Annotated in this window: 23 protein-coding genes; 9 read left to right on the plus strand and 14 right to left on the minus strand. The window is 60.9% G+C overall.

Translation table 11 applies throughout. The annotated features are described in order from the left end of the window. Nucleotides 1-34: 34 nt before the first annotated feature. The gene (locus BLQ09_RS21545) at nucleotides 35-1255 is read left to right on the plus strand and encodes a winged helix-turn-helix domain-containing protein (protein WP_092358491.1); all 1221 of its coding nucleotides are present in this window, start codon (nucleotides 35-37) and stop codon (nucleotides 1253-1255) included. A 61-nt stretch (nucleotides 1256-1316) separates the two neighbouring features. Here the strand turns inward: BLQ09_RS21545 and BLQ09_RS21550 are convergent, their stop codons facing one another. Continuing rightward, nucleotides 1317-2663, minus strand: coding sequence for a class II 3-deoxy-7-phosphoheptulonate synthase (locus BLQ09_RS21550; RefSeq protein WP_027606994.1), 1347 nt, complete (start codon nucleotides 2661-2663; stop codon nucleotides 1317-1319). 124 nt (nucleotides 2664-2787) lie between these two features. Between BLQ09_RS21550 and BLQ09_RS21555 the strand changes: the two genes are divergently transcribed. Beyond that, nucleotides 2788-3543: a spermidine synthase gene (locus tag BLQ09_RS21555; RefSeq protein WP_092358493.1), complete on the plus strand. Its 756-nt coding sequence runs from the start codon at nucleotides 2788-2790 to the stop codon at nucleotides 3541-3543. 1 nt (nucleotide 3544) lies between these two features. On the opposite strand, the gene BLQ09_RS21560 is transcribed toward BLQ09_RS21555, so the two are convergent. After that, a complete protein-coding gene (locus tag BLQ09_RS21560) occupies nucleotides 3545-4336 on the minus strand; it encodes a crotonase/enoyl-CoA hydratase family protein (protein ID WP_065924442.1) in 792 nt (263 codons plus the stop codon). Between the two features lie 422 nt (nucleotides 4337-4758). Here BLQ09_RS21560 and BLQ09_RS21570 point away from each other — a divergent pair, with 422 nt between their 5' ends. Then, a complete protein-coding gene (locus tag BLQ09_RS21570) occupies nucleotides 4759-6432 on the plus strand; it encodes a DEAD/DEAH box helicase (protein WP_027606997.1) in 1674 nt (557 codons plus the stop codon). 69 nt (nucleotides 6433-6501) lie between these two features. Here BLQ09_RS21570 and BLQ09_RS21575 read toward each other — a convergent pair whose 3' ends face one another. Further along, nucleotides 6502-7269, minus strand: a complete 768-nt coding sequence (locus tag BLQ09_RS21575; RefSeq protein WP_092358495.1) for a DODA-type extradiol aromatic ring-opening family dioxygenase — start codon at nucleotides 7267-7269, stop codon at nucleotides 6502-6504. Between the two features lie 105 nt (nucleotides 7270-7374). Here BLQ09_RS21575 and BLQ09_RS21580 point away from each other — a divergent pair, with 105 nt between their 5' ends. Continuing rightward, nucleotides 7375-8031 (plus strand): thiopurine S-methyltransferase, encoded by a 657-nt coding sequence (locus BLQ09_RS21580; RefSeq protein ID WP_027606999.1) that lies wholly within the window; start codon nucleotides 7375-7377, stop codon nucleotides 8029-8031. Nucleotides 8032-8084: 53 nt separating this feature from the next. Here BLQ09_RS21580 and htpX read toward each other — a convergent pair whose 3' ends face one another. Both htpX and BLQ09_RS21590 read right to left on the minus strand, forming a co-directional pair. Then, entirely contained in the window at nucleotides 8085-8972 is an 888-nt protein-coding gene (gene htpX, locus BLQ09_RS21585) for a protease HtpX (protein WP_027607000.1), read from the minus strand. Between the two features lie 303 nt (nucleotides 8973-9275). Then, nucleotides 9276-10487: a pyridoxal phosphate-dependent aminotransferase gene (locus BLQ09_RS21590; protein ID WP_065924445.1), complete on the minus strand. Its 1212-nt coding sequence runs from the start codon at nucleotides 10485-10487 to the stop codon at nucleotides 9276-9278. Between the two features lie 202 nt (nucleotides 10488-10689). On the opposite strand from BLQ09_RS21590, the gene msrB reads away from it, so the two are divergent. The 3 genes from msrB to BLQ09_RS21605 all read left to right on the plus strand — a co-directional run bounded on the left by msrB (nucleotide 10690) and on the right by BLQ09_RS21605 (nucleotide 12274). After that, nucleotides 10690-11082, plus strand: a complete 393-nt coding sequence (msrB, locus tag BLQ09_RS21595; RefSeq protein ID WP_092358497.1) for a peptide-methionine (R)-S-oxide reductase MsrB — start codon at nucleotides 10690-10692, stop codon at nucleotides 11080-11082. A gap of 218 nt (nucleotides 11083-11300) precedes the next feature. Continuing rightward, nucleotides 11301-11786: a glutathione peroxidase gene (locus tag BLQ09_RS21600; RefSeq protein WP_027607003.1), complete on the plus strand. Its 486-nt coding sequence runs from the start codon at nucleotides 11301-11303 to the stop codon at nucleotides 11784-11786. Next, entirely contained in the window at nucleotides 11783-12274 is a 492-nt protein-coding gene (locus BLQ09_RS21605) for a MarR family winged helix-turn-helix transcriptional regulator (RefSeq protein ID WP_027607004.1), read from the plus strand. Before BLQ09_RS21600 ends, BLQ09_RS21605 begins: the two co-directional genes overlap by 4 nt. Here the strand turns inward: BLQ09_RS21605 and BLQ09_RS21610 are convergent. Beyond that, a complete protein-coding gene (locus BLQ09_RS21610; RefSeq protein ID WP_092358499.1) occupies nucleotides 12228-14537 on the minus strand; it encodes a hybrid sensor histidine kinase/response regulator in 2310 nt (769 codons plus the stop codon). The genes BLQ09_RS21605 and BLQ09_RS21610 overlap by 47 nt on opposite strands. 162 nt (nucleotides 14538-14699) lie before the next feature. Here BLQ09_RS21610 and BLQ09_RS21615 point away from each other — a divergent pair, with 162 nt between their 5' ends. Both BLQ09_RS21615 and BLQ09_RS21620 read left to right on the plus strand, forming a co-directional pair. Then, a complete protein-coding gene (locus BLQ09_RS21615) occupies nucleotides 14700-15590 on the plus strand; it encodes an ATP-binding protein (RefSeq protein WP_027607006.1) in 891 nt (296 codons plus the stop codon). After that, entirely contained in the window at nucleotides 15587-16069 is a 483-nt protein-coding gene (locus BLQ09_RS21620) for a GAF domain-containing protein (protein ID WP_092358501.1), read from the plus strand. The genes BLQ09_RS21615 and BLQ09_RS21620 overlap by 4 nt, the downstream gene beginning before the upstream one ends. A 27-nt stretch (nucleotides 16070-16096) precedes the next feature. Here BLQ09_RS21620 and BLQ09_RS21625 read toward each other — a convergent pair whose 3' ends face one another. The 8 genes from BLQ09_RS21625 to BLQ09_RS21660 form a co-directional block, all read right to left on the minus strand. Next, complete coding sequence (locus BLQ09_RS21625; RefSeq protein ID WP_092358503.1) at nucleotides 16097-19732, minus strand: transporter substrate-binding domain-containing protein; 3636 nt, start codon at nucleotides 19730-19732, stop codon at nucleotides 16097-16099. Nucleotides 19733-19740: 8 nt separating this feature from the next. Further along, nucleotides 19741-20361, minus strand: coding sequence for a response regulator transcription factor (locus BLQ09_RS21630; RefSeq protein ID WP_027607009.1), 621 nt, complete (start codon nucleotides 20359-20361; stop codon nucleotides 19741-19743). 256 nt (nucleotides 20362-20617) lie between these two features. Further along, nucleotides 20618-21013, minus strand: coding sequence for a response regulator (locus BLQ09_RS21635; protein WP_027607010.1), 396 nt, complete (start codon nucleotides 21011-21013; stop codon nucleotides 20618-20620). Between the two features lie 171 nt (nucleotides 21014-21184). Continuing rightward, the gene (locus BLQ09_RS21640; RefSeq protein ID WP_027607011.1) at nucleotides 21185-22516 is read right to left on the minus strand and encodes a deoxyguanosinetriphosphate triphosphohydrolase; all 1332 of its coding nucleotides are present in this window, start codon (nucleotides 22514-22516) and stop codon (nucleotides 21185-21187) included. Nucleotides 22517-22587: 71 nt separating this feature from the next. Next, nucleotides 22588-23751, minus strand: a complete 1164-nt coding sequence (locus BLQ09_RS21645; protein WP_027607012.1) for an EAL domain-containing protein — start codon at nucleotides 23749-23751, stop codon at nucleotides 22588-22590. 90 nt (nucleotides 23752-23841) lie between these two features. Continuing rightward, nucleotides 23842-24180 (minus strand): hypothetical protein, encoded by a 339-nt coding sequence (locus BLQ09_RS21650; protein ID WP_027607013.1) that lies wholly within the window; start codon nucleotides 24178-24180, stop codon nucleotides 23842-23844. Next, on the minus strand, nucleotides 24177-24560 hold the full coding sequence (locus BLQ09_RS21655; protein WP_012723020.1) for a phage holin family protein: 384 nt from the start codon (nucleotides 24558-24560) through the stop codon (nucleotides 24177-24179). The genes BLQ09_RS21650 and BLQ09_RS21655 overlap by 4 nt, the downstream gene beginning before the upstream one ends. 2 nt (nucleotides 24561-24562) lie before the next feature. Then, nucleotides 24563-24877: an ElaB/YgaM/YqjD family protein gene (locus tag BLQ09_RS21660; RefSeq protein ID WP_012723021.1), complete on the minus strand. Its 315-nt coding sequence runs from the start codon at nucleotides 24875-24877 to the stop codon at nucleotides 24563-24565. Nucleotides 24878-25039 lie beyond the last annotated feature (162 nt).

Here is a 25039-nt window from a genome sequence, read left to right on the forward strand (position 1 = left end):
GTAGGGTGGTTGGCGAGCCCACATGGAGAACCTCATGGCCGCCGACCTGTCTTTTTCCCTCAAGCAAGCTCGGCGCATGGCGCTGGCGGCCCAGGGATTTTCCGGGCGCCAGGCGCCCGTACTGATAAAAGCTGCGCACATCAACCGCGTGATCGAGCGCTTGGGCGTGTTGCAGATTGACTCGGTCAATGCGCTGGTGCGCTCTCATTACTTGCCGCTGTTTTCCCGCTTGGGCGGTTACTCGCCGTTGATGCTTGAACAGGCGGCCTGGAGCCAGGGCCGGCGGCGTTCGCTGTTTGAGTATTGGGGGCACGAGGCCTCGTTGCTGCCGATGGCGTTGTATCCCTTGATGCGTTGGCGTATGGAGCGGGCGCAGCAGGGACGGGGCATCTATTCGCAGATGGCGCGCTTCGGTCGTGAGCAACAGGCCACGATCCAGCGCGTTTTGCAGACTGTCGAACAGCAGGGCGCGCTGGGCGCGGGCAGTTTGTCGACCCGCGAAGAGCGAGCCGGACCCTGGTGGGACTGGAGCGATGAAAAGCACGCGCTTGAGTGGCTGTTCGCCGCCGGCCTGGTGACCGTTGCCGGCAGGCGTGGTTTCGAGCGGCTGTATGACTTGCCCGAGCGCGTCATCCCGGCTGACATCCTCCAGCAGACGCCATTGACCGAGGCCGAGGCCCAGCGTGGCCTGTTGCTGCACAGCGCCACCGCCTTGGGTGTAGGCACCGAAAAAGACCTGCGCGACTACTTCCGCCTTGACCCCGCCGACAGTCGCAGTCGCCTGGCGGAATTGGTTGAGGACGGGCAATTGCAGGTGTGCCAGGTGCAAGGCTGGAAGCAGGCAGCATACTGCCTGCCCGGGCCAAAAGTGCCACGCAAGGTGTCGGCCAGCGCACTGCTGTCGCCCTTCGACTCGCTGGTCTGGGAGCGCAGCCGCACCGAGCGCCTGTTCGATTTCCGCTACCGCCTGGAGATCTACACCCCGCAACACAAACGGGTGTACGGCTACTTCGTGCTGCCGTTTTTGCACAACGAGCGGATCGCTGCACGTATCGACCTGCGGGCCGAACGCGCCAACGGGCGCCTGGCCGTGCATGGGGTGCACGAAGAGGAGCCGGGGCTGGATGATGAGGGAATGCAGGCGCTGGCCCTGAACCTGCGGCAAATGGCCGACTGGCTGGGGCTGGAACAGGTCCAGCTCAATTGCCAGCGGCCGAGTGCCGACCGGCTGCGGTTTGCCATGCTGCACGTGTAGGAGGAAGGTACTTTCGTGGCGAGCGGGCTTGCCACAACAAGCCCTATTTTCCAAATGTCTGCTAGCGTTTGACCTGCTTCAAGGTCTCGGCAATCAGGAACGCCAACTCCAGCGACTGATCGGCATTCATCCGTGGGTCGCAGTGGGTGTGGTAGCGGTCCGACAAGCCATCTTCGGTGATCGGCCGTGCGCCGCCGATGCACTCGGTGACGTTCTGCCCGGTCATCTCGATATGAATCCCGCCGGCATACGTGCCCTCGGCCTGGTGCACCTGGAAGAACTCCTTGACCTCGCCGAGGATCTGCGCAAAGTCGCGGGTCTTGTAGCCGCTGCTGGCCTTGATGGTGTTGCCGTGCATCGGGTCGGAGCTCCACAGCACCTGCTTGCCTTCGCGCTGCACCGCGCGAATCAGCTTGGGCAGGTGGTCGCCGACTTTGCCTGCACCCATGCGCGCGATCAGGTTGAGGCGGCCGGGGTCGTTGTCGGGGTTGAGGATGTCGATCAGGCGGATCAGGTCATCGGGGTTCATGCTCGGGCCGACCTTCACGCCGATCGGGTTGTTCACCCCGCGCAGGAATTCGACATGGGCGCCATCCAACTGACGGGTGCGGTCGCCGATCCACAGCATGTGGGCCGAGCAGTCGTAGTAGTCGTTGGTCAGACTGTCGCGGCGCACGAAGGCTTGTTCGTAGTTGAGCAGCAGCGCTTCATGGGCTGTGAAAAAGCTGGTTTCGCGCAACTGCGGCGAACTGTCCATGCCGCAGGCGCGCATGAACGCCAGGGTTTCGTCGATGCGGTCGGCCAACTGGCTGTATTTTTCCGCCAGGGCGGAGTTGGCGATAAAGTCCAGGTTCCACTTGTGCACCTGGTGCAGGTCGGCAAAACCGCCCTGGGCAAAGGCGCGCAGCAGGTTGAGGGTGGCGGTGGACTGGTGGTAGGACTGCAGCAGGCGGTCCGGGTCCGGCACGCGGCTTTTTTCGTCGAAGCCGATGCCGTTGACGATGTCACCACGGTAGGCGGGCAGGGTGATGCCGTCGAGGGTCTCATCGTTGGCCGAGCGCGGCTTGGCGAACTGGCCGGCCATGCGCCCGACTTTCACCACCGGGCAGCCGGCGGCGAAGGTCATCACGATGGCCATCTGCAGCAGCACCTTGAAGGTGTCGCGGATTTTTGCGGCGGAGAACTCGGCAAAGCTCTCGGCGCAGTCGCCACCTTGCAGCAGGAACGCGCGACCCTGGGTCACCTCGGCAAACTGACGGCGCAACTCGCGGGCTTCCCCGGCAAACACCAGCGGCGGATAGCTGGCCAGGCTCTGCTCCACTTGCAACAAGTGCGCAGCGTCCGGGTACTGGGGTTGTTGCTGGATTGGCAGGGCGCGCCAGCTGTCGGGGCTCCAGGGTTGGCTCATCATGAACTCGATTGGGTGGTTGACGGTCGGGCGCCAATGTTATCAGCAATTAGTGCGTGACCTGTTGCCGCCGGTTGGCCGACAATCGCGCCTTTGCCGTGGGGTAACCCCTTTAGGAGTAGTGATGAGCGAGGAGCGTGTCGAGCGCCTGCTGGCCGAAGTCCATGATGATTTCGGCATGATTCGTGTGCTCGAGGTGGCCGATTACCGGTTTCTCGAGTTTGGCGACGCCATCGAGCAAAGCTGCGTGTTCACCGCTGACCCGAGCTGGCTGGAGTACGACTACACCCGCGCGATGCTGATCGGCGCGTTGTGCCATGAGCAGCCGGAGAGCGCACTGTTCCTCGGCCTGGGAGCTGGCACCTTGACCCAGGCCTGCCTCAAGTTCCTGCCGCTGGAGGATGTCGAAGCCATCGAGCTGCGCCCCGATGTGCCGCGCCTGGCCATCGAATACCTGGGGCTGGATGATGATCCGCGCCTGTATATCCGCATCGGCGACGCCTTGGAACTGTTGGAGAGCGCTGAATCGGCGGACCTGATTTTCGTCGACCTCTACACGGATGTCGGTCCCGGCGTCGGACACCTGGCCTGGACCTTCCTGGAAAACTGCCAGAAGAAACTCAACCCCGGCGGTTGGCTGGTGATCAACCAGTGGGCCACCGACGATGGCAAACCCTTGGGCGCGGCGCTGCTGCGTGGTTTGTACCACCGGCATTATTGGGAACTGCCGGTGAAGGAGGGCAATGTGATCCTGTTGGTGCCTTCGGAGCTGGACCAGGCGCTGGATATGGAGGCGCTTTCTGCTCGGGCTGAGTTGTTGGCGCCGAGTCTGGGTTACTCGTTGCAGGCGTTGATCAAGGCGATTCGTCCGGCTACATAAGCTAGATGCCCTTGAACACCCCCGGCCGCTTCTCGACCATCGCCCGCACGCCTTCCTTGGCATCCTCGCTGTTCAGCAATTTATCCACCATCGGCGGCAGCGCGGCGGCGGCAACGGTTTCGCCTTCCATGTGTGCCAGGCGGGCCGACATCAAGGTGGCCTGGACGCCAAGCGGCGCCTGGCGCGCGATGCGGCTGGCGAGTTCGATGGCGCGGGGCAGCAGGTCTTCACTGGCCATGACTTCCTGCACCAGGCCCAGGCGCAGGGCTTCATGGGCGTCGAACTCATCGCCGGTGAGCAGCCAGCGCATGGCGTTGCCCCAGCCGGCGATCTGATGAAAGCGCAATGTCGCGCCTCCAAACGGAAAAATCCCACGTTGCACTTCCATCTGCGCAAAGCGGGTATTGCTCGCGCACAGGTTGATATCCGCCGCGAGCATCAACTCGATACCGATGGTCAGGCAGTAGCCCTGGGCCGCGACGATCACCGGTTTGCTGACCCTGGGGCCGGCGAAAACGCCCCAGGGATCGCAACCGCCCAGGGGCGGTTGCCAGCCTCCAGCCATCACGGCGCTGACATTGGCCAGGTCCAGGCCGGCGGTGAAGTGGTCACCGTGGGCAAATACTACGGCCACCCGTGCTTCGTCATTTCGATCAAATTCGCCATAAGCCAGGCTCAGTTCATTGAGCAGGTCCAGGTCAAAGGCGTTGCGCTTGGCGACCCGATCCAGTCCCAACAGCAGGACATGGCCCTGGAGTTCACGGCTGACGCGGCTGCTGCTGGCTTGATTCATCGGGTGTGCCCTCGGGCGCAATGAAAGGTTTCAGACCAAAGGGTCTCGATGCAAGGTGAACCGTTTAAGCGTTATGACCAGCAGGGCCGGGCCTTTGAAAAATAGACCCTGCCGCGCTTATCTGCAAAGACTGTGATGCAGCGCGTTTTATCGGCGCCTGGCGATAAAAAAAGCTCCCTTTTTCAGGTATTTCCGGTATAGTGCGCGCCGGCCTTTAACCGGGCCGCGTTTAGGTAGCGCAATTCCCCGAAGTCAGCTTCGGCTGCACGTCCGCACAGCGGACTCTCCCTTGACGAATCTTTTTCATTCATTCGTTTTCGCAAATCCCCGCCGACAAAGCAGCCAGGGCGACTCTTGAGTCTCAACACGGCATGCGCAGCTTTGGAGCATGGGTCTTTGCGGATGCACTTAGAGGCAGACCCATGACCCAGGAAACCGGCGGCTTCGCCGCTTTTAATCTTAACCCGAACATTCTCGCTGCCGTCATCGCGACCGGCTACGAAGAACCTTCGGCGATTCAGCAGCAATCGATCCCGATCATCATGGCCGGCCAGGACATGATTGGCCAGGCGCAAACCGGTACCGGTAAAACCGCCGCGTTCGCCCTGCCTATCCTGCACTGCATCGATCCTGCCAAGCGCGAGCCGCAAGCCCTGATCCTGGCGCCAACGCGTGAGTTGGCGCTGCAAGTAGCAACCGCTTTTGAAACCTACGCCAAGCAAATGCCAGGCGTTACCGTTGTTGCCGTCTACGGCGGCGCGCCGATGGGCCCGCAACTGAAGGCCATCCGTAATGGCGCTCAGATCGTCGTGGCCACCCCGGGCCGTCTGTGCGACCACCTGCGTCGCGACGAGAAAGTCCTGTCGACCGTGAACCACCTGGTTCTGGACGAAGCCGACGAAATGTTGAAGCTGGGCTTCATGGATGACCTGGAAGTCATCTTCAAGGCACTGCCTCCGACCCGTCAGACCGTCCTGTTCTCGGCCACTCTGCCACAGTCGATCCGTGCCATTGCCGAACGCCACCTGCGCGATCCGCAACACGTGAAGATCCAGACCAAGACTCAGACCGTTACCGCGATCGAACAGGCTCACCTGTTGGTTCACGCTGACCAGAAGACCTCGGCTGTATTGAGCCTGCTGGAAGTCGAAGACTTCGACGCCCTGATCATGTTCGTGCGTACCAAGCAAGCGACCCTGGACCTGGCCAGTGCCCTGGAAGCCAAAGGCTACAAAGCCGCTGCGCTGAACGGTGACATCGCCCAGAACCAACGTGAGCGCGTGATCGACTCCCTCAAGGATGGCCGTCTGGACATCGTTGTGGCGACCGACGTAGCGGCTCGTGGTCTCGACGTTCCGCGTATCACCCACGTGTTCAACGTTGACATGCCTTACGATCCGGAATCCTACGTTCACCGTATCGGCCGTACCGGCCGTGCCGGTCGCGAAGGTCGTGCACTGCTGCTGGTGACGCCACGTGAGCGCCGCATGCTGCAAGTGATCGAGCGTGTAACCGGTCAGAAAGTCGCCGAAGTCCGCCTGCCGGATGCCCAGGCCGTTCTCGATGCCCGCATCAAGAAACTGACCAACAGCCTGTCGCCGCTGGTGGCTGACGCTGAATCGACCCACGGCGACCTGCTGGACCGCCTGACCGCCGATATCGGTTGCACCCCGCGTGCCCTGGCTGCAGCCCTGCTGCGCAAGGCTACCAACGGTCAGGCCCTGACCCTGGCGGCCATCGAGAAAGAGCGCCCACTGGTGCCGAACAACGCGCCACGCGGTGATCGTCCAGAGCGTACCGGCGACCGTCCGGACCGTGGTGATCGTGAGCGTCGCGCTCCGGTTCCATTGGCAGAAGGCCGTGCCCGTTGCCGTACCGCGCTGGGCGCACGTGATGGTATCGCTGCCAAGAACCTGCTGGGCGCTATCCTCAACGAGGGTGGCCTGGCACGTGAAGCCATCGGTCGCATCCAGGTCCGTGACAGCTTCTCCCTGGTGGAGCTGCCGGAAGACGGTCTGGAAAAACTGCTGACCAAGCTGAAAGACACCCGCGTTGCCGGCAAGCAATTGAAGCTGCGTCGCTACCGCGAAGATTGATCCGCCCTTGGGCTGATTGATCGCACATAAAAAATCCCCGACTGGTTCGGGGATTTTTTTTGTCCGCTGTTAACCGAAGCGGTAGATGTCCATACCCAGCGCGCCCATGGTGAACCCCTGGTGTGCAACGCTGAAGTCACCCCCGGCGCCGCGCGCAAAGTACAGCGGCAACAAATGTTCATCGCTGGGATGGCTGCGCACGGCGTGGGGCGCCTGGCGACGGTAATCATGCAAGGCCGCCTCGTCGTTGGCGGCGAGTGTCTCCACCATCCAGTCACGGAAGTCGCGTGCCCAAGGCTCGATACTCTCAGGTCCGGCCTGCCAGTTCAGCTCCCCCAGGTTATGGGTGATGCTGCCGGAGCCGATCAACAGCACGCCCCGTTCGCGCAAGCCGGCCAAGGCATGCCCGATGCGGGTTTGCAGGGCAGGGCCCATGTGGCTGGGCAAGGAGACTTGCACCACTGGAATATCCGCTGCCGGGTACATCAGCGAGAGCGGCACCCAGGTGCCATGGTCAAACGGGCGGCGCTCATCGATTCGCGCCTGCAAGCCGTCGGCATGAAGCAGTTCGACAATTTCGCCGGCCAATTGCGGGTCGCCCGGTGCCGGGTACTGCACGGCGAACAGCTCCCGGGGGAAACCGCCGAAGTCGTGCCAGGTCTCGGGCGCGGCACTGCCGCTGACCAGCAGTTCCTGGCTTTCCCAATGTGCCGACACCACCACAATTGCCTTCGGCCGCGGCAGTTCAGCGGCCAGGCGCTGCAGGGCGGGGCCGCTGGCGCCGGGTTGCAGGGCAAGCATGGGCGATCCGTGGGAGATAAACAGGCTGGGCAACATAAGGAAGGTCCTGAGGTTTAACATGGGCCCATCTTCAATCAGATCATTGATCTAAATCTAATATAAGTTTTAGCGCTTTTTGATCGAATTTTCGGAGGTGATTCCATGGAGCCCAAATTTTGGCAGGAGCGCTGGGCGCGCAATCAGATTGGCTTTCACCTGCCCGAGGTCAATCCTTACCTGCTGCGGTATTGGCCTGTGCTTGGCCTTGCCCAGGGCGCCAAGGTGCTGGTGCCGCTGTGTGGTAAAAGCCTGGACCTGATGTGGCTGGCCAGCAACGGCTATCACGTATTCGGCGTTGAGCTGTCGGAGCAGGCGGTAGAAGCCTTTTTCAGCGAGCAGAACCTGACGCCGCGCATCACTCGGCACGGCGTGTTCAAGGTGTACCAGGCTGATTTGATCGAAATATGGTGCGGCGATTTCTTTGCCTTGGATGCCGGGGCACTGGCTGACTGCACGGCGCTCTACGACCGTGCCGCACTGATCGCCCTGCCGCCGCTGATGCGCGCGCAGTACGCCGAGCAGTTGAACAGCCTGTTGCGGCCAGGCTGCCAGGGACTGCTGATCACCCTGGACTACGACCAGACGCAAAAAGCCGGCCCGCCCTTTGCGGTGCCGGATGATGAGGTGAAGGTGCTGCTGGGTTTGCAGTGGCGCCTGGAGGTGCTCGAAGCCCAGGATATCCTGGGTGAGAGCTGGAAGTTCGTGCAGGACGGTGTCACGTGTCTTGAAGAGCGCGTTTATCGGCTCACCAAGGGGTAAAACCCGCGCACAAAAAAGGGGCGATCCAATCGCCCCTTTTGCATTACCGGGTATCAGCCCCGACGACGCAGCGCGTCGATACGCTCTTCCAGCGGCGGGTGGCTCATGAACATGCGAGCCAGGCCCTGCTTGACACCACCGTTGATGCCAAAGGCGGTCAGGCTGTCGGGCATATGCACCGGCAGGCCCTGTTCGGAGCGCAGGCGCTGCAGCGCACTGATCATTGCACTGGTGCCAGCCAGGCGCGCGCCGGCTTCGTCTGCACGGAACTCTCGTTTGCGCGAGAACCACATCACAATCGCGCTGGCCAGGAAACCCAGCACCACTTCGGCAAAGATGGTCGCTACGAAGTAGGCGATCCCGCGGCCGCCTTCGTTCTTGAAGATCACCTTGTCGACAAAGTTGCCGATGATCCGCGCAAAGAACATCACGAAGGTGTTCACCACGCCCTGCACCAGCGCAAGGGTAATCATGTCGCCGTTGGCTACGTGGCCGATCTCGTGCGCGAGGACCGCCTTCACCTCATCGGGTGAAAAGCGCTCGAGCAGCCCTTGGCTGACCGCCACGAGGGCGTCGTTCTTGTTCCAGCCCGTCGCAAAGGCGTTGGCCTCGTAGGCAGGGAAAATCCCGACCTCGGGCATTTTTATACCTGCTTCCTGAGACAACTGCTCCACGGTCTGCATCAGCCATTGTTCATGGCGGGTGCGTGGTTGAGTGATGATCTGGGTGCTGGTGCTCATCTTCGCCATCCACTTGGAGATGAACAGCGAGAACAGCGAACCGGCAAAACCAAAGACCGCACAGAAAATCAGCAGCTGATTGAGGTTCAGATCAACCCCGTTGGCCGCCATGAACCCGTTGAAGCCGAAAAGGCTCAGGGTGATGCTGGCAATCAGCACGACCGCCAGGTTGGTAGCCAAGAACAGCAGGATGCGCATCATGGTTGTAGAGTTCTCCTCATGCTTAATATGTCGCGTACTGCGGGGTATATAAGGTGCGGCTTGGGGTGATTCAACCGAGCGACTATTTCAAACTGTGTCCTACAGCCTGAATGTAGAGCCTTGAAGGGATTTTCCGATGATGAATACTACCCGTGAAAAGCTATTTTTTGCCTTACGGGCCCGTAACTACAGGGGCTTGTGGATGTAGAAACGCAAATGCAGTACGGGGAATGTGCATAGCCAGAGAAGTGTTGCCAGATAATCGCTGTACGACCGAATGCCGGTCGTACAGCGCCACGTCGGTTACTGGCGATAGGACTTGAGGAAATTGCCGATACGGCCAATGGCCATGTCCAGGTCATCCACGCGGGGCAGGGTCACCACTCGGAAGTGATCCGGCCACGGCCAGTTGAACGCCGTGCCCTGGACCACCAGCAGCTTTTCCGAGAGCAGCAGGTCGAGCACGAATTTCTCGTCGTTGAGGATCGGGCAGACCTTCGGGTCGATCCTCGGGAAGGCGTACAGCGCGCCCATGGGCTTGACGCAGCTCACGCCCGGGATTGCATTGAGCAGCTCCCAGGTACGGTTGCGCTGTTCCAGCAGGCGGCCCTGGGGCAGGATCAGGTCATTGATGCTCTGGTAGCCGCCGAGGGCGGTCTGGATTGCGTGCTGGCTCGGCACGTTGGCGCACAGGCGCATGTTGGCCAGCATGTCGATGCCTTCGATGTAGCTCTGGGCATTGTGCTTGGGCCCGGAAATCGCGATCCAGCCGGAGCGGAAGCCCGCCACGCGGTAGGACTTGGAGAGGCCGTTGAAGGTCAGGCACAGCAGGTCCGGCGCCAGGGAACCGGTGCAGATATGCACCGCATCGTCGTAGAGGATCTTGTCGTAGATCTCGTCGGAGAACACCACCAGGTTGTGCTGGCGTGCCAGCTCGAGCATGCCCAGCAGCACTTCCCTGGAGTACACCGCACCGGTGGGGTTGTTCGGGTTGATGATCACCAGGGCCTTGGTGTTCGGCGTGATCTTGGCCTTGATGTCGGCCAGGTCCGGGAACCAGTCGGCGCCCTCGTCGCACAGGTAATGCACCGGGTGGCCGCCGGCCAGGGTCACGGCGGCGGTCCACAGTGGGTAGTCGGGTGCTGGCACCAGCACTTCGTCGCCGTTGTTGAGCAGGGCCTGCATGGACATCACGATCAGCTCGGACACGCCATTACCCAGGTAGATGTCTTCGATGCCGACGCCTTCGACCTGCTTCTGCTGGTAGTACTGCATCACGGCCTTGCGCGCGCTGAACAGGCCCTTGGAGTCGCTGTAGCCCTGGGCGGTGGGCAGGTTGCGGATCACATCCTGGAGGATTTCATCCGGCGCTTCGAAACCAAAGGGCGCCGGGTTGCCGATGTTCAGCTTGAGGATGCGATGGCCTTCCTCTTCCAGGCGCTTGGCGTGCTTGAGCACCGGGCCGCGAATGTCGTAGCAGACGTTGGCGAGCTTGTTCGATTTGCTGACCTGCATGGCGATGTGATCCTGAAAATGAACGATCCAGACGGTGTGGGCACTACCGTACTGTGAATGCTGCAAGGCCCGCACCCATAAATACGTTTGAATGCCGGTAGCGCGGGTGCCAGACTGGCGTTTTGAAGAGGCGCAATCATACGTGCCGCCTGATCCATGGAAAAGATACAGATCAGGCTTTTTCAGTTGCCGAGGTGTACCGATGGAAAAGTTGCAGAAAACCGTTGAAGAATGGAAGGCAATGCTCGATCCGGAGCAGTACAACGTGTGCCGTCTCAAGGGCACCGAGCGTCCTTTCAGCGGCAAGTACAATGAGACCCGGACCGATGGCGTGTATCACTGCATCTGCTGCAATGCGCCACTGTTCGATTCGACCACCAAGTTTGACTCCGGCTGCGGCTGGCCGAGTTTCTACGCGCCGATCGCCGACAGCGCAATGATCGAGATCCGTGACGTCAGCCACGGCATGATCCGCACCGAAGTCACCTGCGCCCAATGCGATGCGCATCTGGGCCATGTGTTCCCGGACGGTCCGCCGCCGACGGGGCTGCGGTATTGCATCAACTCGGTGTGCCTGGATCTTGTGCCCCGTTAACTCGACTGGCGTCGGGCCCCTGTAGAAGCGAGCTTGCTCGCGAAAGTCGTCAACGATTACACGGGCATTCTGGTTCAGCCCGGTGTCCTTGAGTTTTTCGCGAGCAAGCTCGCTCCTACAGAGTGTTGATGAGGTGTCATCAGTGCGGTCAATTAAATTGCACGCAATTGAATTGCCTACTATGTTTCATCCTCTTTCTCCCTTATCGAGGCACTGCCATGAGCAACAACCTGCTGAGCATCCCTTGCACCACCATCAAGGGTGAGCAAAAGACCTTGGCCGATTTCGCCGGCAAGGCCGTCCTCGTGGTCAACACCGCCAGCAAATGCGGCTTCACCCCGCAGTACAAGGGCCTGGAGCAACTCTGGCAGCAGTACAAGGACCAGGGCCTGGTGGTATTGGGCTTTCCTTGCAACCAGTTCGGCAAGCAGGAGCCCGGTGACGAAGGGGCGATTTCCGAATTCTGCGAGCTGAACTTCGGTGTCAGCTTCCCGTTGTTCAAGAAGATCGACGTCAATGGCAGCGATGCCCATCCACTGTTCGTGCAACTGAAAAAACAGGCACCGGGCCTGCTGGGGTCCAAGGGCATCAAGTGGAACTTCACCAAGTTCCTCATCGGCCGCGACGGCCAGGTGGTCAAGCGCTTCGGTCCTGCCACCAAGCCGCAGGACTTGACCCAAGAGATCGAAGCCTTGCTCAAATGACCGACCTGCCCAGCGTGTCCCTGGCCCTGGACAACCAGCTGTGTTTCAAGCTCTACGCTGCGTCACGCGCTGTCACCCGTGCCTATAAGCCGATGCTCGACCAGTTGGGTCTGACCTACCCGCAATATGTGGTGATGCTGGTGTTGTGGGAGTGGCACGCCACGCCTGCGCTGCAGCCGACGGTCAAGGCCCTGGGGGAGCGCCTGATGCTCGACTCGGGCACGCTGACGCCGCTGCTCAAGCGCCTTGAACAGCTTGAGTTAGTGACGCGTCGGCGCAGTGCCAGGGATGAGCGTGAAGTGCACTTGAGCCTGACCGAGGCCGGTGTGCAACTGCGGGACCAGGCCCATGGCCTGAAGACCCGCCTGTTGTGTGATCGCGGCATCGACCTGAATCAGGCCGATGCCTTGCGCGATGGTCTCGACCAGTTGCTTGCGCAGCTTAAAGACTTGTCGTCCCAGGCACCCACAAGTCCAGCAGGGCATTGAGTTCTTCGCGGCGGAACGGCTTGGCCAGGTAATCATTCATCCCCGCCGCACGGCAGCGCTCGCGCTCTTCGGACAGGGCATTGGCGGTCAACGCGACAATCGGCAGGTCCGGCCAGCGTCCGCTGCGCCGAATCTGCCGGCTGGCCTCATAGCCATCCATCACCGGCATGTTGCAGTCCATCAGCACCATATCGAAGCGTTGTTCTTCAAGAAACGTGAGCGCTTCGCCACCGTGGGCAGCCACGATCACTTCGCAGCCCAGTTTGCTGAGCATGCCCTTGGCCACCAGTTGGTTGACCGGGTTGTCCTCCACCAGCAGGATGCGCGCCCGATGTGCGAGCGGTGCGGCATCCAGTTGGACGGGGTCAAGCACCAGGTGCGCGTCGGTGCGCAAGTTGCGTTGCAGGATCTGGTACAGCGCGTTGCGGCTCAAGGGGCGTGCCTGTTGGTGCAACGGCGCCAGTGCCGCCACTTCTTCGCTGGGCATGAAGTTGCCATAGGCGGTCACCAGCAGGATGGGCGCGGTGATGCCCGGCCGTATGCGGAACAGGCATTCCGGGCAGTCGGTAATCAGCAGGTCGGGGGTTTGCCCGCTCAAATCGTCATCCATGGTGAAACAACGCAGGGACAGTCCCCAGCAGGGCAGCAGGGCCGTGAGCAACTCTGTCAGGCCGCTGCCGGCGTTGGTGATGGCGATGACCTCGCCTTTGAGAGGCGCTGGCTGCACCGCGGGCAAATGGGCCGGCAGTGGCAGGTCTGCGCAGAACTGGCTGCCAAAGCCCACTTCCGAGCTGATACTCAAGCGCCCCTTCATCGCTTCGCACAGGTTGTGCGTCAGTGCCAGGCCCAGGCCCGTCCCGCCATACTGGCGAGTGATGCCGGCGCCGGCCTGGGTGAACGGTTGGAAGATTTTCACCTGCGCTTCCTGCGCAATGCCGATGCCGGTATCGCAGACTTCAATGCGTACGCCGCCGTCGTGGGTACGCAGGCGCACATCAACCCGACCAAAGCGGGTGAACTTCAAGGCGTTGGAGAGCAAGTTGCTGACAATCTGCCGCACACGGGTCGGGTCACCGAGCACCTGGGCCGGGAACTGCGGGTCGATCAGGCAGCTCAGCTCCACGCTCGGTGCGGCGTTCTGCGATAACAGGTTGGCGGTGTCTTCCACCAGCGCGCCGAGGTCGAAGGGGATGCGCTCCAGCTCCAACTGGCCGGCGTCGAACTTGGACAGGTCGAGAATATCGTTGAGCAGTTCCACCAGCACTTTGCCGGAGTCATGGGCGATAGACAGTTGCTGGCGTTGTTCGGCGTTCAACGGGCTGTCCAGCGACAGTGCGATCATGCCCAGCAGGCCGTTGAGCGGGGTGCGGATTTCGTGGCTCATGTTCGCCAGGAAGGCCGCCCGGGCCTGGGCCATGCCCAATGCATGCATCTTGGCGGCTTCCAGCTCATCGTTGGACTGGGTCAGCCGCTGGTTGCTGGCCTTGAGTTCAAGGGTGCGCGCGGACACGATATGTTCCAGTTGCCCCAGGTATTCGGTCAGCCGATCCTCGGCGTGGCGGCGCTGCTGGATTTCGGTTTCCATGTTTTCGAATTGCTGGTTGGCGACGTCCACCAGCACCCCGATTTCATCGTGCTCATGCCCCGGCGGGCAGTCCAGGCGTGCCTGCTTGCGGGTGCTCAGCTCACGAATAATGCGCACCAGCGGTTGGGTCAGCATGACGTAGAACAGGCCCAGCAGAATCCCGGTCAGCAACAGGCTGCGTGCGAACCCGTTGAGCAGGGTGATCTCGGCGCGGCGCAGGAACCGGCTGCCAAAGGCGTAGGTGTCGACGTCCAGGCGCAGTACGCCAAGTGACTCGTTGGGCATGTGGCTCAGGAACAGTTGGTCTTCGAACTGGCGGTTGGCGCCAAACATGAAATCACTGATAGGGCGGTAGGTGCTTTCCTTGCGTGGCCGGTCGACATCGGCCAGCACCACGCCATTGTTGTCGATCAACTGTGCGCGAATGATGGCGGGGGAGTGCAGCAGGCCCAGGGTCAGTTCCTGGGCCAGTTCGGCATCGATGTTGTAGGCGATACGTGACGCGGGGTTATGGCTGATTTCGATCAGCGAACGTATTTCGCGGTTGATGGATGCGTCTTCGCTGGCATAATCAATGCCGATTTGGATCAGGCTGAGCAAGGTTCCCAAGACGAAACCGACCAGCACCGTCAATCTGGCTTGTTTATAAGACAAGCGGTGGGCGAACTTGATATCCATTGAGTGTTGAACCACTTCACGTTTCCCTTCGCCCGGCAAGCATAGCTGAACATCCACACGCCCAGGCCTGCCCGGCATGAATCGTTTTTACGCAGCCCCAAGCGGTCTGTCGCAGGGTTGCCAATACGCCATCTTTTGCAAGAACTTGCCAGAGGAATAATCGTGGATTCTCGATTGAGTGCCTTTCTGGAGCGAGCCGATGCCGTGCTCGCCCGCCTGGAACCCTTGTTGCCCGCGCCGCGCCAAACCATCGACTGGAACCAGTGCCTGGCCGCCCGTTGGCAGCGCGAGGGCCGCAGTGGCTTCCTGTTGCCGCTGGACGTGAGCCTGGACATGCGCTTGTCCGACCTGATCGGTGTGGACAAGCAACGTGAAACCCTGGCGCGCAACACCCAGCAGTTCCTGGATGGCCTGCCTGCCAACCATGCGTTGCTGTGGGGTTCGCGGGGCACCGGTAAATCGTCCATGGTGCGCGCTTTGCTCGCTCAACACGCCAAGGCCGGTCTGCGCCTGATCGAAATCGAGCGTGACCACTTGGCCGACCTGCCGCGGGTGGTTGAACAATTGCTCAAGTTGCCGCAACGTTTCATCCTGTTCTGCGACGACTTGTCGTTCGAAGCCGGCGAAGGCGACTATCGGGTACTCAAGAGCGTGCTGGATGGCTCCCTGGAACAGGCCCCTGAAAACGTGCTGCTGTATGCCACGTCCAACCGCCGCCACCTGGTGCCGGAAAACCAGAGCGACAACGATAACTGGAAGCGCGTGGACGGTGAGTTGCACCCAAGCGAGGCGGTGGAAGACAAGATTGCCTTGTCCGACCGCTTTGGCTTGTGGCTGTCGTTCTACCCGTTCACCCAGGAACATTTCCTGGACGTGGTCGAGCACTGGATCGGTGAGCTGGCGAACAAGGCGGGTTTGCAGTGGCAGCGCGATGAGGACCTCGACATTCTTGCCGTGCGCTGGGCCACCGGGCGCGGCAACCGCAACGGTCGTTGCGCGTATCAATTCGCCCGTTACTGGGTGGGTCTTAAATTGCTGGAGCGTCAACCATGATCGATTTACAACAAGCCGGCGCCGGCCTCGGTGGCTATGCCCTGCTGAGTGCCCAGCTGGAGTCGCTGCTGGCCGATGAGCGTGATTTCATCGCCAACAGCGCCCAGTTTTCGGCTTTCCTGTTCAGCCAGCTGGATGACCTGAACTGGGCGGGCTTTTACCTCAACCGCAATGAAGAGCTGGTGCTTGGCCCGTTCCAGGGGCAGATCGCCTGTGTGCGTATTCCGTTCGGCCGTGGGGTGTGCGGCGCGGCCGCGGCCTCGCGGCAAACCCAGCGCGTAGACGATGTGCACGCGTTCCCCGGGCATATCGCCTGTGACAGCGCGTCCAACAGCGAACTGGTGGTGCCACTGGTCAAGGACGGCGCATTGATTGGTGTCCTTGACCTCGATAGCCCGTCGTTGGCCCGCTTTACCCCCCAGGATCAGGCCGGTATCGAACAGCTGGCGGCGATTTTCCTGCGTTTGACCGACTGCTGATCGAAATAGGGGGCGCAGCCCCGCCCCTTATCGGCCATCCAGTTCGTCAAGCCGCACTTGCAGCATCCTCTCCAACTCCAGCATCAGCTTCTCCAGGGATTTCACACCCGCTTCGATCAGGGGCCGATCATCGCCCCGGGCACAGGCCTGTTCGACGGCTTCGCATTGCGAGGCCAGCGCAGAGGCTTGAACGATGCGCGCGGCCCCCTTGATCTTGTGAGCCTGTTCGATGATCTCTTCGGGCAAGGCCTGCGCAGCGATCAGTGCAACCAACTCCTGGCGATCCTGGCGACTGCTGCTCAGCAACTCCTCCAGCAACAGGCGGCTCATGTGTGGATCGCCACCGGTAAGGGCCTCGAAGTTGCCGATGTCCAGGGTCATGCCGCTGGGTTGAGGACTGATCTTCGCCAGTTGCAGCTCCAGCGCCGTAAGGTTGATGGGTTTGAACAGGCAGTCATTCATGCCCGCCTGCGCACAGCGTTGTTTCTCTTCGGGCTGGGCATTGGCGGTAAAACCCAGTACCACGCAAGGCGTCAGTTGTTCGCGCTCCTCGTATTCGCGGATCGAACGACTCAGTTCGTAGCCATTCATGATCGGCATGTTGCAATCGGCGATCACCAGGTCAAAGTGCTCCTGGCGCCAGGCCTGGAAGCCGGAGGCGCCGTTCTGGGCGGCGGTGTACTGATGGCCCAGGTAGCCGAGCTGCTGGCACATCAACAGGCGATTCGCCGGATGATCGTCCACCACCAGCACATTGAGCACCGGCACGTTCGAGGTCTCGGCGGGCTTGAGTTCTTCGGCCACCTGCAGCGCCTGCAGGCGATTCATCTTCAGGCTCACATGCACCTGGGTGCCCACCATGGGCACGCTGCTCAGGCTCAGTTGCCCGCCCATCATCGCGCACAGGCTGCGACAGATCACCAGCCCGAGGCCCGCACCGCTCCTGGCCAGCTGTCCTGAGTTGTCCGCCTGGGCAAAGGGTTCGAACAGGCGCATCTGGTCGTCCCGGCTGATACCGATGCCGGTGTCCTCCACCACCAGTTTCATCTCGACCTGCTGCGGCAGTTCGGTGGCCGATACTTCCACCTTGATCTTTACCTGGCCACGTTCGGTGAACTTGATGGCGTTGCTGATCAGGTTGGACAGCACCTGCTTGAAGCGCAGCGGGTCGATCAGCACTTCGGTGTGCTCCAGATCAGGCGTGAACTCCAGCAACAGGCTAAGGGTCTTCTGGCGTGCCAGGCCGTCGAAGACACGCACCACCGACTCGATCACCTCCCTCAGGTTGACGCGTTCCGGTGCCAGGCTGAGGCGCCCGGATTCAATCCGCGCGATGTCCAGGATGTCGCCGATAAGCTCCAGCAGATCCTTGGCCGAGTTGTAGGCGACTTCGATGGCCGGGCGGTCGAGGTGGCCCTGGTCCGCCCGCTTGAGGGTCAGCTCGAGCATGCCGATCACCGCGTTCATCGGCGTGCGGATTTCGTGGCTCATGGTGGCGAGGAACGTGCTCTTGGCCCGATTGGCTTCGTCGGCTCGCTCCTTGGCGGTGCGGAGTTCGTCGAACAACTGGCGTCGTTCACTGATATCGATCCAGCCACCGATGATGCCCTGGACTTCACCGACGGAGTCGCGGTACGGCAGGATCCAGTGGTAGATCGTCAGTTTTTTTCCGCGAATATGCAGGGTGCGGTCCAGGATCAGCGGGTTGCCCTCGGCCACCACGCGCTGATAGTCGGCATGGTATTGCGCCGCCTCGACTGCAAGGGCTGTACTGATCTGGACCGCGCTTTTACCTATCACGTCCTCGCGCTTGACGTCGAACGCCTGCAGGTAACTGTCGTTGCAGGTCTGCAGCAGCCCCTTGTTGTCACGCACGTAGATCGGGTGCGGGGTTTCATTGACCAGGGCGCGCATGAACTCGAACTGATCATTGAGGGCGCGCTCGGCCATTTTCCGGTGCTTGATCTGGCGGCGCATGTACGCGTTCCAGCTCAGGGAAATCAGCAGCAGCAGGCCGGTCCCGATGACGATGCGCGCAATCAGTTGGTGATAGTCGCGCCAGTAACTGTCCGAGGCCGCGGTATAACCGCGCCAACGACTGTTGATCACGCCGAGTTCGTCCGGGGCGATGCTGAGCAACGCCTTGTCGAGAATCGAGCTGAGCTCGGTGGCGCTGCGGGACGTCGCCAGCCCGAAGGTGGCCGGCATCGTGCCGATGCTGAAGCTGATTTGGATCTTGTCCTGGAGTATCTGCGAGGACAGGAAGTAATTGGCGACCACCAGGGTATTCACCGCGCCCTCTACATGGCCTTGTACCAGCAGTTCGGCTGACTTGAACGTGTCGCCGGTATCTACCAGCTGAATCTTTGGGAAGTGCTCACGCAGGAATTTTTTCAGCGGACTGCCCTGCGTGATCGCCAGGCGCTTGCCCTCCATTTCCTCAAGGCCTGTGGGGGCCTGGCCGTCCTTGCGTGTCAGCATCACGTAGGAGTTTTCCAGGTAGGGGCGACTGAAGTTCAGTTGGGCTTCTCGCTCGACGCTGGGGATGATTGCGCCGACGATGTCCGCTTTGCCGCTCTCTACATGCTCGATCATGGTGTTCACATCACGCCCGCGCTGGATCTCGAAGCGCAGCCCGGTGCGCAGGCGAATCAGTTCCAGCAGGTCGGCGGTAATGCCGCGAAAATTGCCATCGGCGTCGAAGAAGGTCAGCGGCGCAAAGGTAGGGTTCACGATCACTTTGACGACCGGGTTTTCCCTCAGCCAACGTTCTTCGCGAAGGGTCAGTTGCAGCTTTTGGTCGGTCAGGAGGATGTCGCTGCCAGCACTCCAGCGTTTGGCAATGGTTTCCCGTTCGGCAGCGGGCACGGCCCTCAGGACGGCGTCGACGATGCTCAACAGCGTCTGCTGTTCCTGGGGCATGGCAAAGCTGAATCCATAGGCTTCATGTTTGCCGAAGTTCGCCATGCGAATGTTTTTCAGGTAACCCTTGTTGATCATGTAGTGGGTGGAAATGGTATCGCCGAGAAAGACGTCTGCCTGGTCGAAGGCCACTGCATTCAAGGCGTTTTGATAAGAAGGATAGGCACGGATGATTGCCTTGGGGTAGAGCCTTTCCACTTCGTGCAGTGGCAGATAGTGATAGACCAGTGCCAGGCGCATGCCGGCCAGCCCATCAGCCAGGCTGCGGGTTTCGCCTTCGCGGGTCACCAGCACTGGCCGGTCCACGGCGTACGGCTCCGACAGGGTCAGGTTGGGATTTGCCGCTTCAAAGCTGTTGGAGGAACCCAGTAAATCGATTTCACCCGCTTCGAGGGCATGAATGGCGGCCTCTCGGGAGGGGTAGCGCAACACTTTTACCGGTACGTCCAGCGCCATTGCCAGCAAGCCGGCGTAGTCGGCGGTGAGTCCCTCATAGTCACGCCCGCTGGAGGTGAGGTCAAAAGGCGGGTAGTCAGGAAACGCCGCGCCCAGTACCAGTTCGCGTTTGTTCTGGAGCCATTGGCGCTGGGCCTTGTTCAGGTAGGGTTCCAGCTGCACGGAGCTCGCACGACTCAAAAGGTTGAAATGCTCCGGGCTTGCTGGAGGGGTGGCAGGCACGGCGGTGCTGAAGCACAAACCGGCACTCAATATAATCAAATAGTCCTTTATACGCCTGGGCATCCGGTTTCTCACACTAGCGCGTTCCGTTTTGCCATCTCGATAAGTTCTACCAAGGACTTGGCTTGAAGTTTCTGCATCAGTCTCTTTTTATAAGTACTTACTGTTTTATTGCTCAGGAACATACCTTTGGCTATTTCCTTGTTGGTGCGGCCTTGTGCAAAAAGTTGCAGTACCATCAACTCCCGGTCGTTAACCGCCTTGAACAGTTCAAGTTCCTTGCAGGCCTCATCGTTGGGGTTCAAGGCTTGGCTGGGGAAGTAGTTATAACCGGACAGTACAGCGCGGATGGCGCTCATCAGTTCGCTCAGGTCACCTTCCTTGCACACGTAGCCATCGGCTCCCGAACGCATGCAACGCGTGGCAAACAGGGTGGGGGATTGAGCCGTCAGCACCAGGGTTTTCATCGACGCGTTCATGGCGTTGAATCGGCAAAGCACTTCCAGTCCGTCGAGTTTTGGAATGCTGATGTCGAGGATGATCAGGTCCGGCATGCATTCGCGGACCATTTGTATGGCGTCGCATCCGTTATCCGTTTCGCCGACTACTTTGAAGTTTTCTTCATGTTCCAACAACATTCGTATGGCAAGTCTTATCACCGGATGGTCGTCAATAATAAAAACTGTATTCATGATCATATTCCATGCAAGTACAAATAAAGCGGGCACATTAGCTCAGAAGCCGATGGGTAAGCATGAACTTGGGGGGTGGCAGGTATAAAACAGGAAAGTTCCTACATTAAAAAAGGTAAAAGCCTACCTGTCTCTAAGGAGCTGTAACGCAAGAGGCCAAGGTTCCGCAGGGGCATGGGCCGAAGGAACATGGCAAGGACTTTACGGTGGTTATGCGCGATTTTTCCGACCGGTCGATCTGTTTAAAGTCCTACATTTATAACGTGAGTAATGTATGGGTCAAATGTTCAAGCTCATCTTTATTCAACGGCTTTGGCAAGTAGCCGAGCAAGGGCAGGCCACGTTTGAGGGCTTGGGTTTGCAACGCTGAAAGTTCTGCCTCGGGAAGTCCGCTGAGCAGGATGGCGGCCTTGATAAAGCATTGGCGACTGGCGATTTCAATCAATTCAAGCCCGGGCAGGTCGGGCAGGCACTGGTCACAGAGGATGATGTCGAAGGGCGCCTCGGCCTGGGTCATCAAACGGATCGCCTGCTCGGCGTTTTCGGCCGGGGCCAGGTGCTCGAAGCCGAAGCTTCTCAGCAGGCATTGGGTGGCGAGGAGCTGAAAGGGATGGTCCTCCACCAACAGGATCCGAAAGGGGTAGTGGGGCATAGAAGGCACACGGTGAGTCAAGCGTCGATAGGGGGCACGTAGGAACTGTTCGCCAGACCTGCCCGGAGCGTGCGCGATTATTCTTCGGGCGCTTGTGCGAATTCGATCAGGCCGCTCTGTTCCCATCGTAGGCAGATTCTGTTCAGTGGACAGGCGGCGTGATCAGCCAGGTTATTGAGGGCTGGAGCGCCCGGTCATCTCCCGTGCCATCTCGGTGGCATAGCTGTCGGTCATGCCGGCGATGAAGTCGATCATGCGCAGGAACGACCTGTGCAGCGGCCACGCAGGGTCCGGCGCGTTGTTGCCCAGCAGGTCGAGAATGCGCCGGTTCTTGAACGACGGCGTGCGTCCGCCGTGCTGCTCCAGGGCCGCGCCGCAGAAGGCGTTCAACAGGATTTCCAGGGTGGTGTAGGCGCCGATCTCGTGGAGGGTCTTGCGCTTGTCCTGGAAGATTTTCTTGCGCGCCATGTCCTTGGCATCCAGCACGCAGCGTTTGGCGGGGCCGTGCATGTGCTCCACCAGGTCGCCGGGCAGGGTGCCGGCAAGCAAGGCCTCCTGTTGTTCGACGAAGGCGCGCGCCGCGGCGTTGGTCAAGTGCTCGATGGCCTTGCCGCGCAGGATCGCCAGCTTGCGTCGGCGCGAGTCCTGGGCGCCCAGTTGCCGGTAGGTCTGCGGCAGGTCGTCGCCCACCAGGTCGAGCAGCAGTGACTCGACTTCGGTGTACTCCAGCAGGTCCATTTCCAGGCCGTCCTCCAGGTCGATCAAGGCGTAGCAGATGTCGTCTGCCGCCTCCATCAGATAGACCAGTGGATGGCGAGCCCAGCGTTGTTCCTCGAGTTGCGGCAGGCCGAGCTTGCCGGCGATCTGTTCGAGGATCGGCAGTTCGCTCTGGTAGCAGCCGAACTTGTGTTTCTTGTAACCCAGGGAGTCGGCGTGGCGGGCGGTCCAGGGGTACTTGAGGTACGTGCCCAAGGTCGCGTAGGTCAGGCGCGTGCCGCCGTCGAACTGGTGGTATTCCAGTTGGGTCAGTACCCGGAAGCCTTGGGCATTGCCTTCGAAGTTGAGGAAGTCATTGCGCTCGGCGCTGCTCATGTCGTCCAGCCAGCCGCGCCCCGCTGCCTGCTGGAACCAGTGGCGGATGGCGTCTTCGCCGGAATGCCCGAACGGCGGGTTGCCGATGTCATGGGCCAGGCAGGCCGATTGCACCACCATGCCCAGGTCGCTCGGGTCGCACCAGTCGGGCAGGGCGCTGCGCAGGGTTTCGCCCACGCGCATGCCGAGGGAGCGGCCTACGCAACTGACTTCCAGGGAGTGGGTCAGGCGTGTATGGATATGGTCGTTGCTGGACACCGGGTGCACTTGGGTCTTGCGGCCCAGGCGGCGAAACGCGCCGGAGAAGATAATGCGGTCATGGTCTTTGTGAAACGGGCTGCGGCCGAGTTCTTCCGGGCTGTGCAGGGGTTTTCCAAGGCGTTCGCGGGTAAGCAGGGTGGGCCAATCCAAGGCGGGTACTCTCCGTACGGTGAATGACCCGCCCAGCTTCCCGGTTCCGCCTTGGCGGGGCAAGCGAAAATCTACAGGCCGGCCGCGTCGATATCGATTAACAGCAAGCGCTGACCGTTATCGAAGAATTGTCCGGCGGTGAGGCAGTACTGGTTGGTGGTGGCGTCGCGGTAAGTCGAGGACAGCGTCAGGCGACGCTCTTCCCAACCTTCGGCCAGCAGGTGATAGAAGTACGGGCGCCATGACCAGTTGTGGCCCAGGTAGCGGCTGTCGGCCTGCCAGGCGTCCTGGCGCCATTCGAAGTTGGGGGTCAACTGGGTGCCATGCCGGTCGCATTGGTAAAAGCGCAGCAGCCAGGGGAAGGCCGGCAGTTGGGGCAAGTGATCCAGCGGGGCTTGGGCCTGTGCCCAGGATTGCAGGATCTTCATCAGTTCGGTCAATTGCTGGCGCAGTTGCATGATGCGCCCGCGTTCGGCCAGCTTCTGCTGGACATACGCCGCGCGCAGTTGGTCAAAGCGCGGCACGAAGGCGTCGGTGGCGAACCAGTCCAATTGCGCCTGGGCAAACAGATAGCCCTGCACGTAGCGCGAACCGCATTCCAGGGCGAAGCTCAGCTGCGCCTCGGTTTCCACGCCTTCGGCAATGATCCAGCAGCCGGTCTTTTCCGCCATCTGCGCCAGCGCCCGCACGACGTCACTGCTCGGTCCGCCCCTGGCGGCTTGCTGGAACAGGCGCATGTCCAGCTTGAGGATGTCCGGCTGCAGCGCCAATACCCGGTCAAGCTGGGAATAGCCGGCGCCGAAATCATCGATGGCGATGCGCGCACCGGCCTCGCGATAACGTGCCACCACCTCGGCCAGGCGCTGGATGTCGCCGCCCAGTTCGGTGATCTCGAACACGATGCGCTGCGGGTCGACGCCATGGCTGTGGATCTGTTTGAGGCTCGGCAGCGCCTGGCCCGGGCGCAGTTGGTTGATCCAGCGCGGCGAGATATTCAGGCTGAGGAACCAGTCTTCGGGGGCTTCATGCAGGCGGCTTAACGCGTTGTCGCGAATCTGCCGGTCGAGACGGCGCAAGCTCGCGCCTGGCGTGCGTGGGTCGGCGAACAGCGGGCCAACGGACTGCAGGCGGCCATCAGCCTGGCGTAGACGCCCCAAGGCCTCGACGCCGGCAATGCGCCCGGTGGCGGTATCGATAAACGGTTGGAAGCAGGCGAGCGGTTGCCCGTCGATCACGGGGCCTCCTTAAAAACACTGGCGAAAAAAGACCCGGCCCTCGAAAACGAGGACCGGGCCATTCTGTTAGCAAGAATGCAGCCAGCAGGCTCAACCTTTGCGTGAATTGCCCTGCATGGCCAGTTTGATCAGCGGGATCAGGCCGGCACCGAGGCGCACCAGGCGCGTCACACTGCTGATACCGCCGCCCTTGGCGCCCTTGCCGGTGAAGAAACCGATCAGGGTTACAGCGGCCACGCCCCACAGCGGCGCGTGCTTGATGCCCAGGCCGCCCTGAAAGTTTTGGCCCAGGTTGCGCACCTTGTTCAGCGGCGCCATCAATTGCTGGGATTCGTGGCGTATCTCCTGGCGGTGCATCTCCATGCGCAGGCGGATCAAAGCCTTGCGCATTTCCCGGCGGGAGGTTTGCTGGATTTCATTCGAGCTCATGGCAGCAGGCGCTCCCGATCATTGGCCAGCTCTTCGAGGGTGGCGTGGAACGGCGTGGACTCATCGAACACCGCCGCTTTCAAGCGCACCCCGCAGAAGGCAGCGGCCAGGCTGTAGAACACGCAGAGGCAGATGATCCCGGTCAGGCGGTAGCCGGTGTCCCATACCAGGATCATCACCAGAGTCGATAACCCCACCAGCAACAACAGGGCAAACACCAGCGCCAGGCCGGCAAACAGCAGCAGGCTGACGGTACGGGCCTTCTGCTCCTGCAATTCGATGCCAAACAGTTCGACGTGGCTGTGCAGCAAGCCAAGAACGGCCGCGCCCAGGCGTCGTGAGGTGGTACCCGTGGACGAGCCAGTTTCGCCGATAGACATGATTAGCGCCTTGTGGCCAGCAGGCCGATCAGAAAGCCCACGCCGGCGGCAATGCCTACCGACTGCCAAGGGTTGGCCTGCACGTAATCTTCGGTCGCAGTGACCGCCGCCTGGCCGCGTTCGCGCAGGGAGTCTTCGGTTTGCTTGAGGGTTTCGCGGGCCTGCAACAGCGTGTCATGAATCTTGGCGCGCAGCTCATCGGCCTGGTCGCCCGCAAGCACCTTGGTGTCGTCCAGCAACCTTTCGGTGTCAGTCACCAGGGTTTGAAAATCCGCCATCAGTATTTCTTGAGCAGTCTTTGCAGTTCTTCTGGCCATGGTTATCTCCGTGATTGGCTGATCGGTACGTGTGGTTTCGAGTCACCGGTATCGGTGAAGGTTCAGTGCAATTGTCTGGTACAGCTTTTGCTTTGCCTTGGTGCGCACGCCCCGTGGCTTGCGCTGAATCCGGGCGGTCGGGGCGCAGGTCTCGAAAAACCT

The sequence above is a fragment of the Pseudomonas sp. NFACC25 genome, assembly GCF_900100935.1.
Taxonomy (GTDB): domain Bacteria; phylum Pseudomonadota; class Gammaproteobacteria; order Pseudomonadales; family Pseudomonadaceae; genus Aquipseudomonas; species Aquipseudomonas marginalis.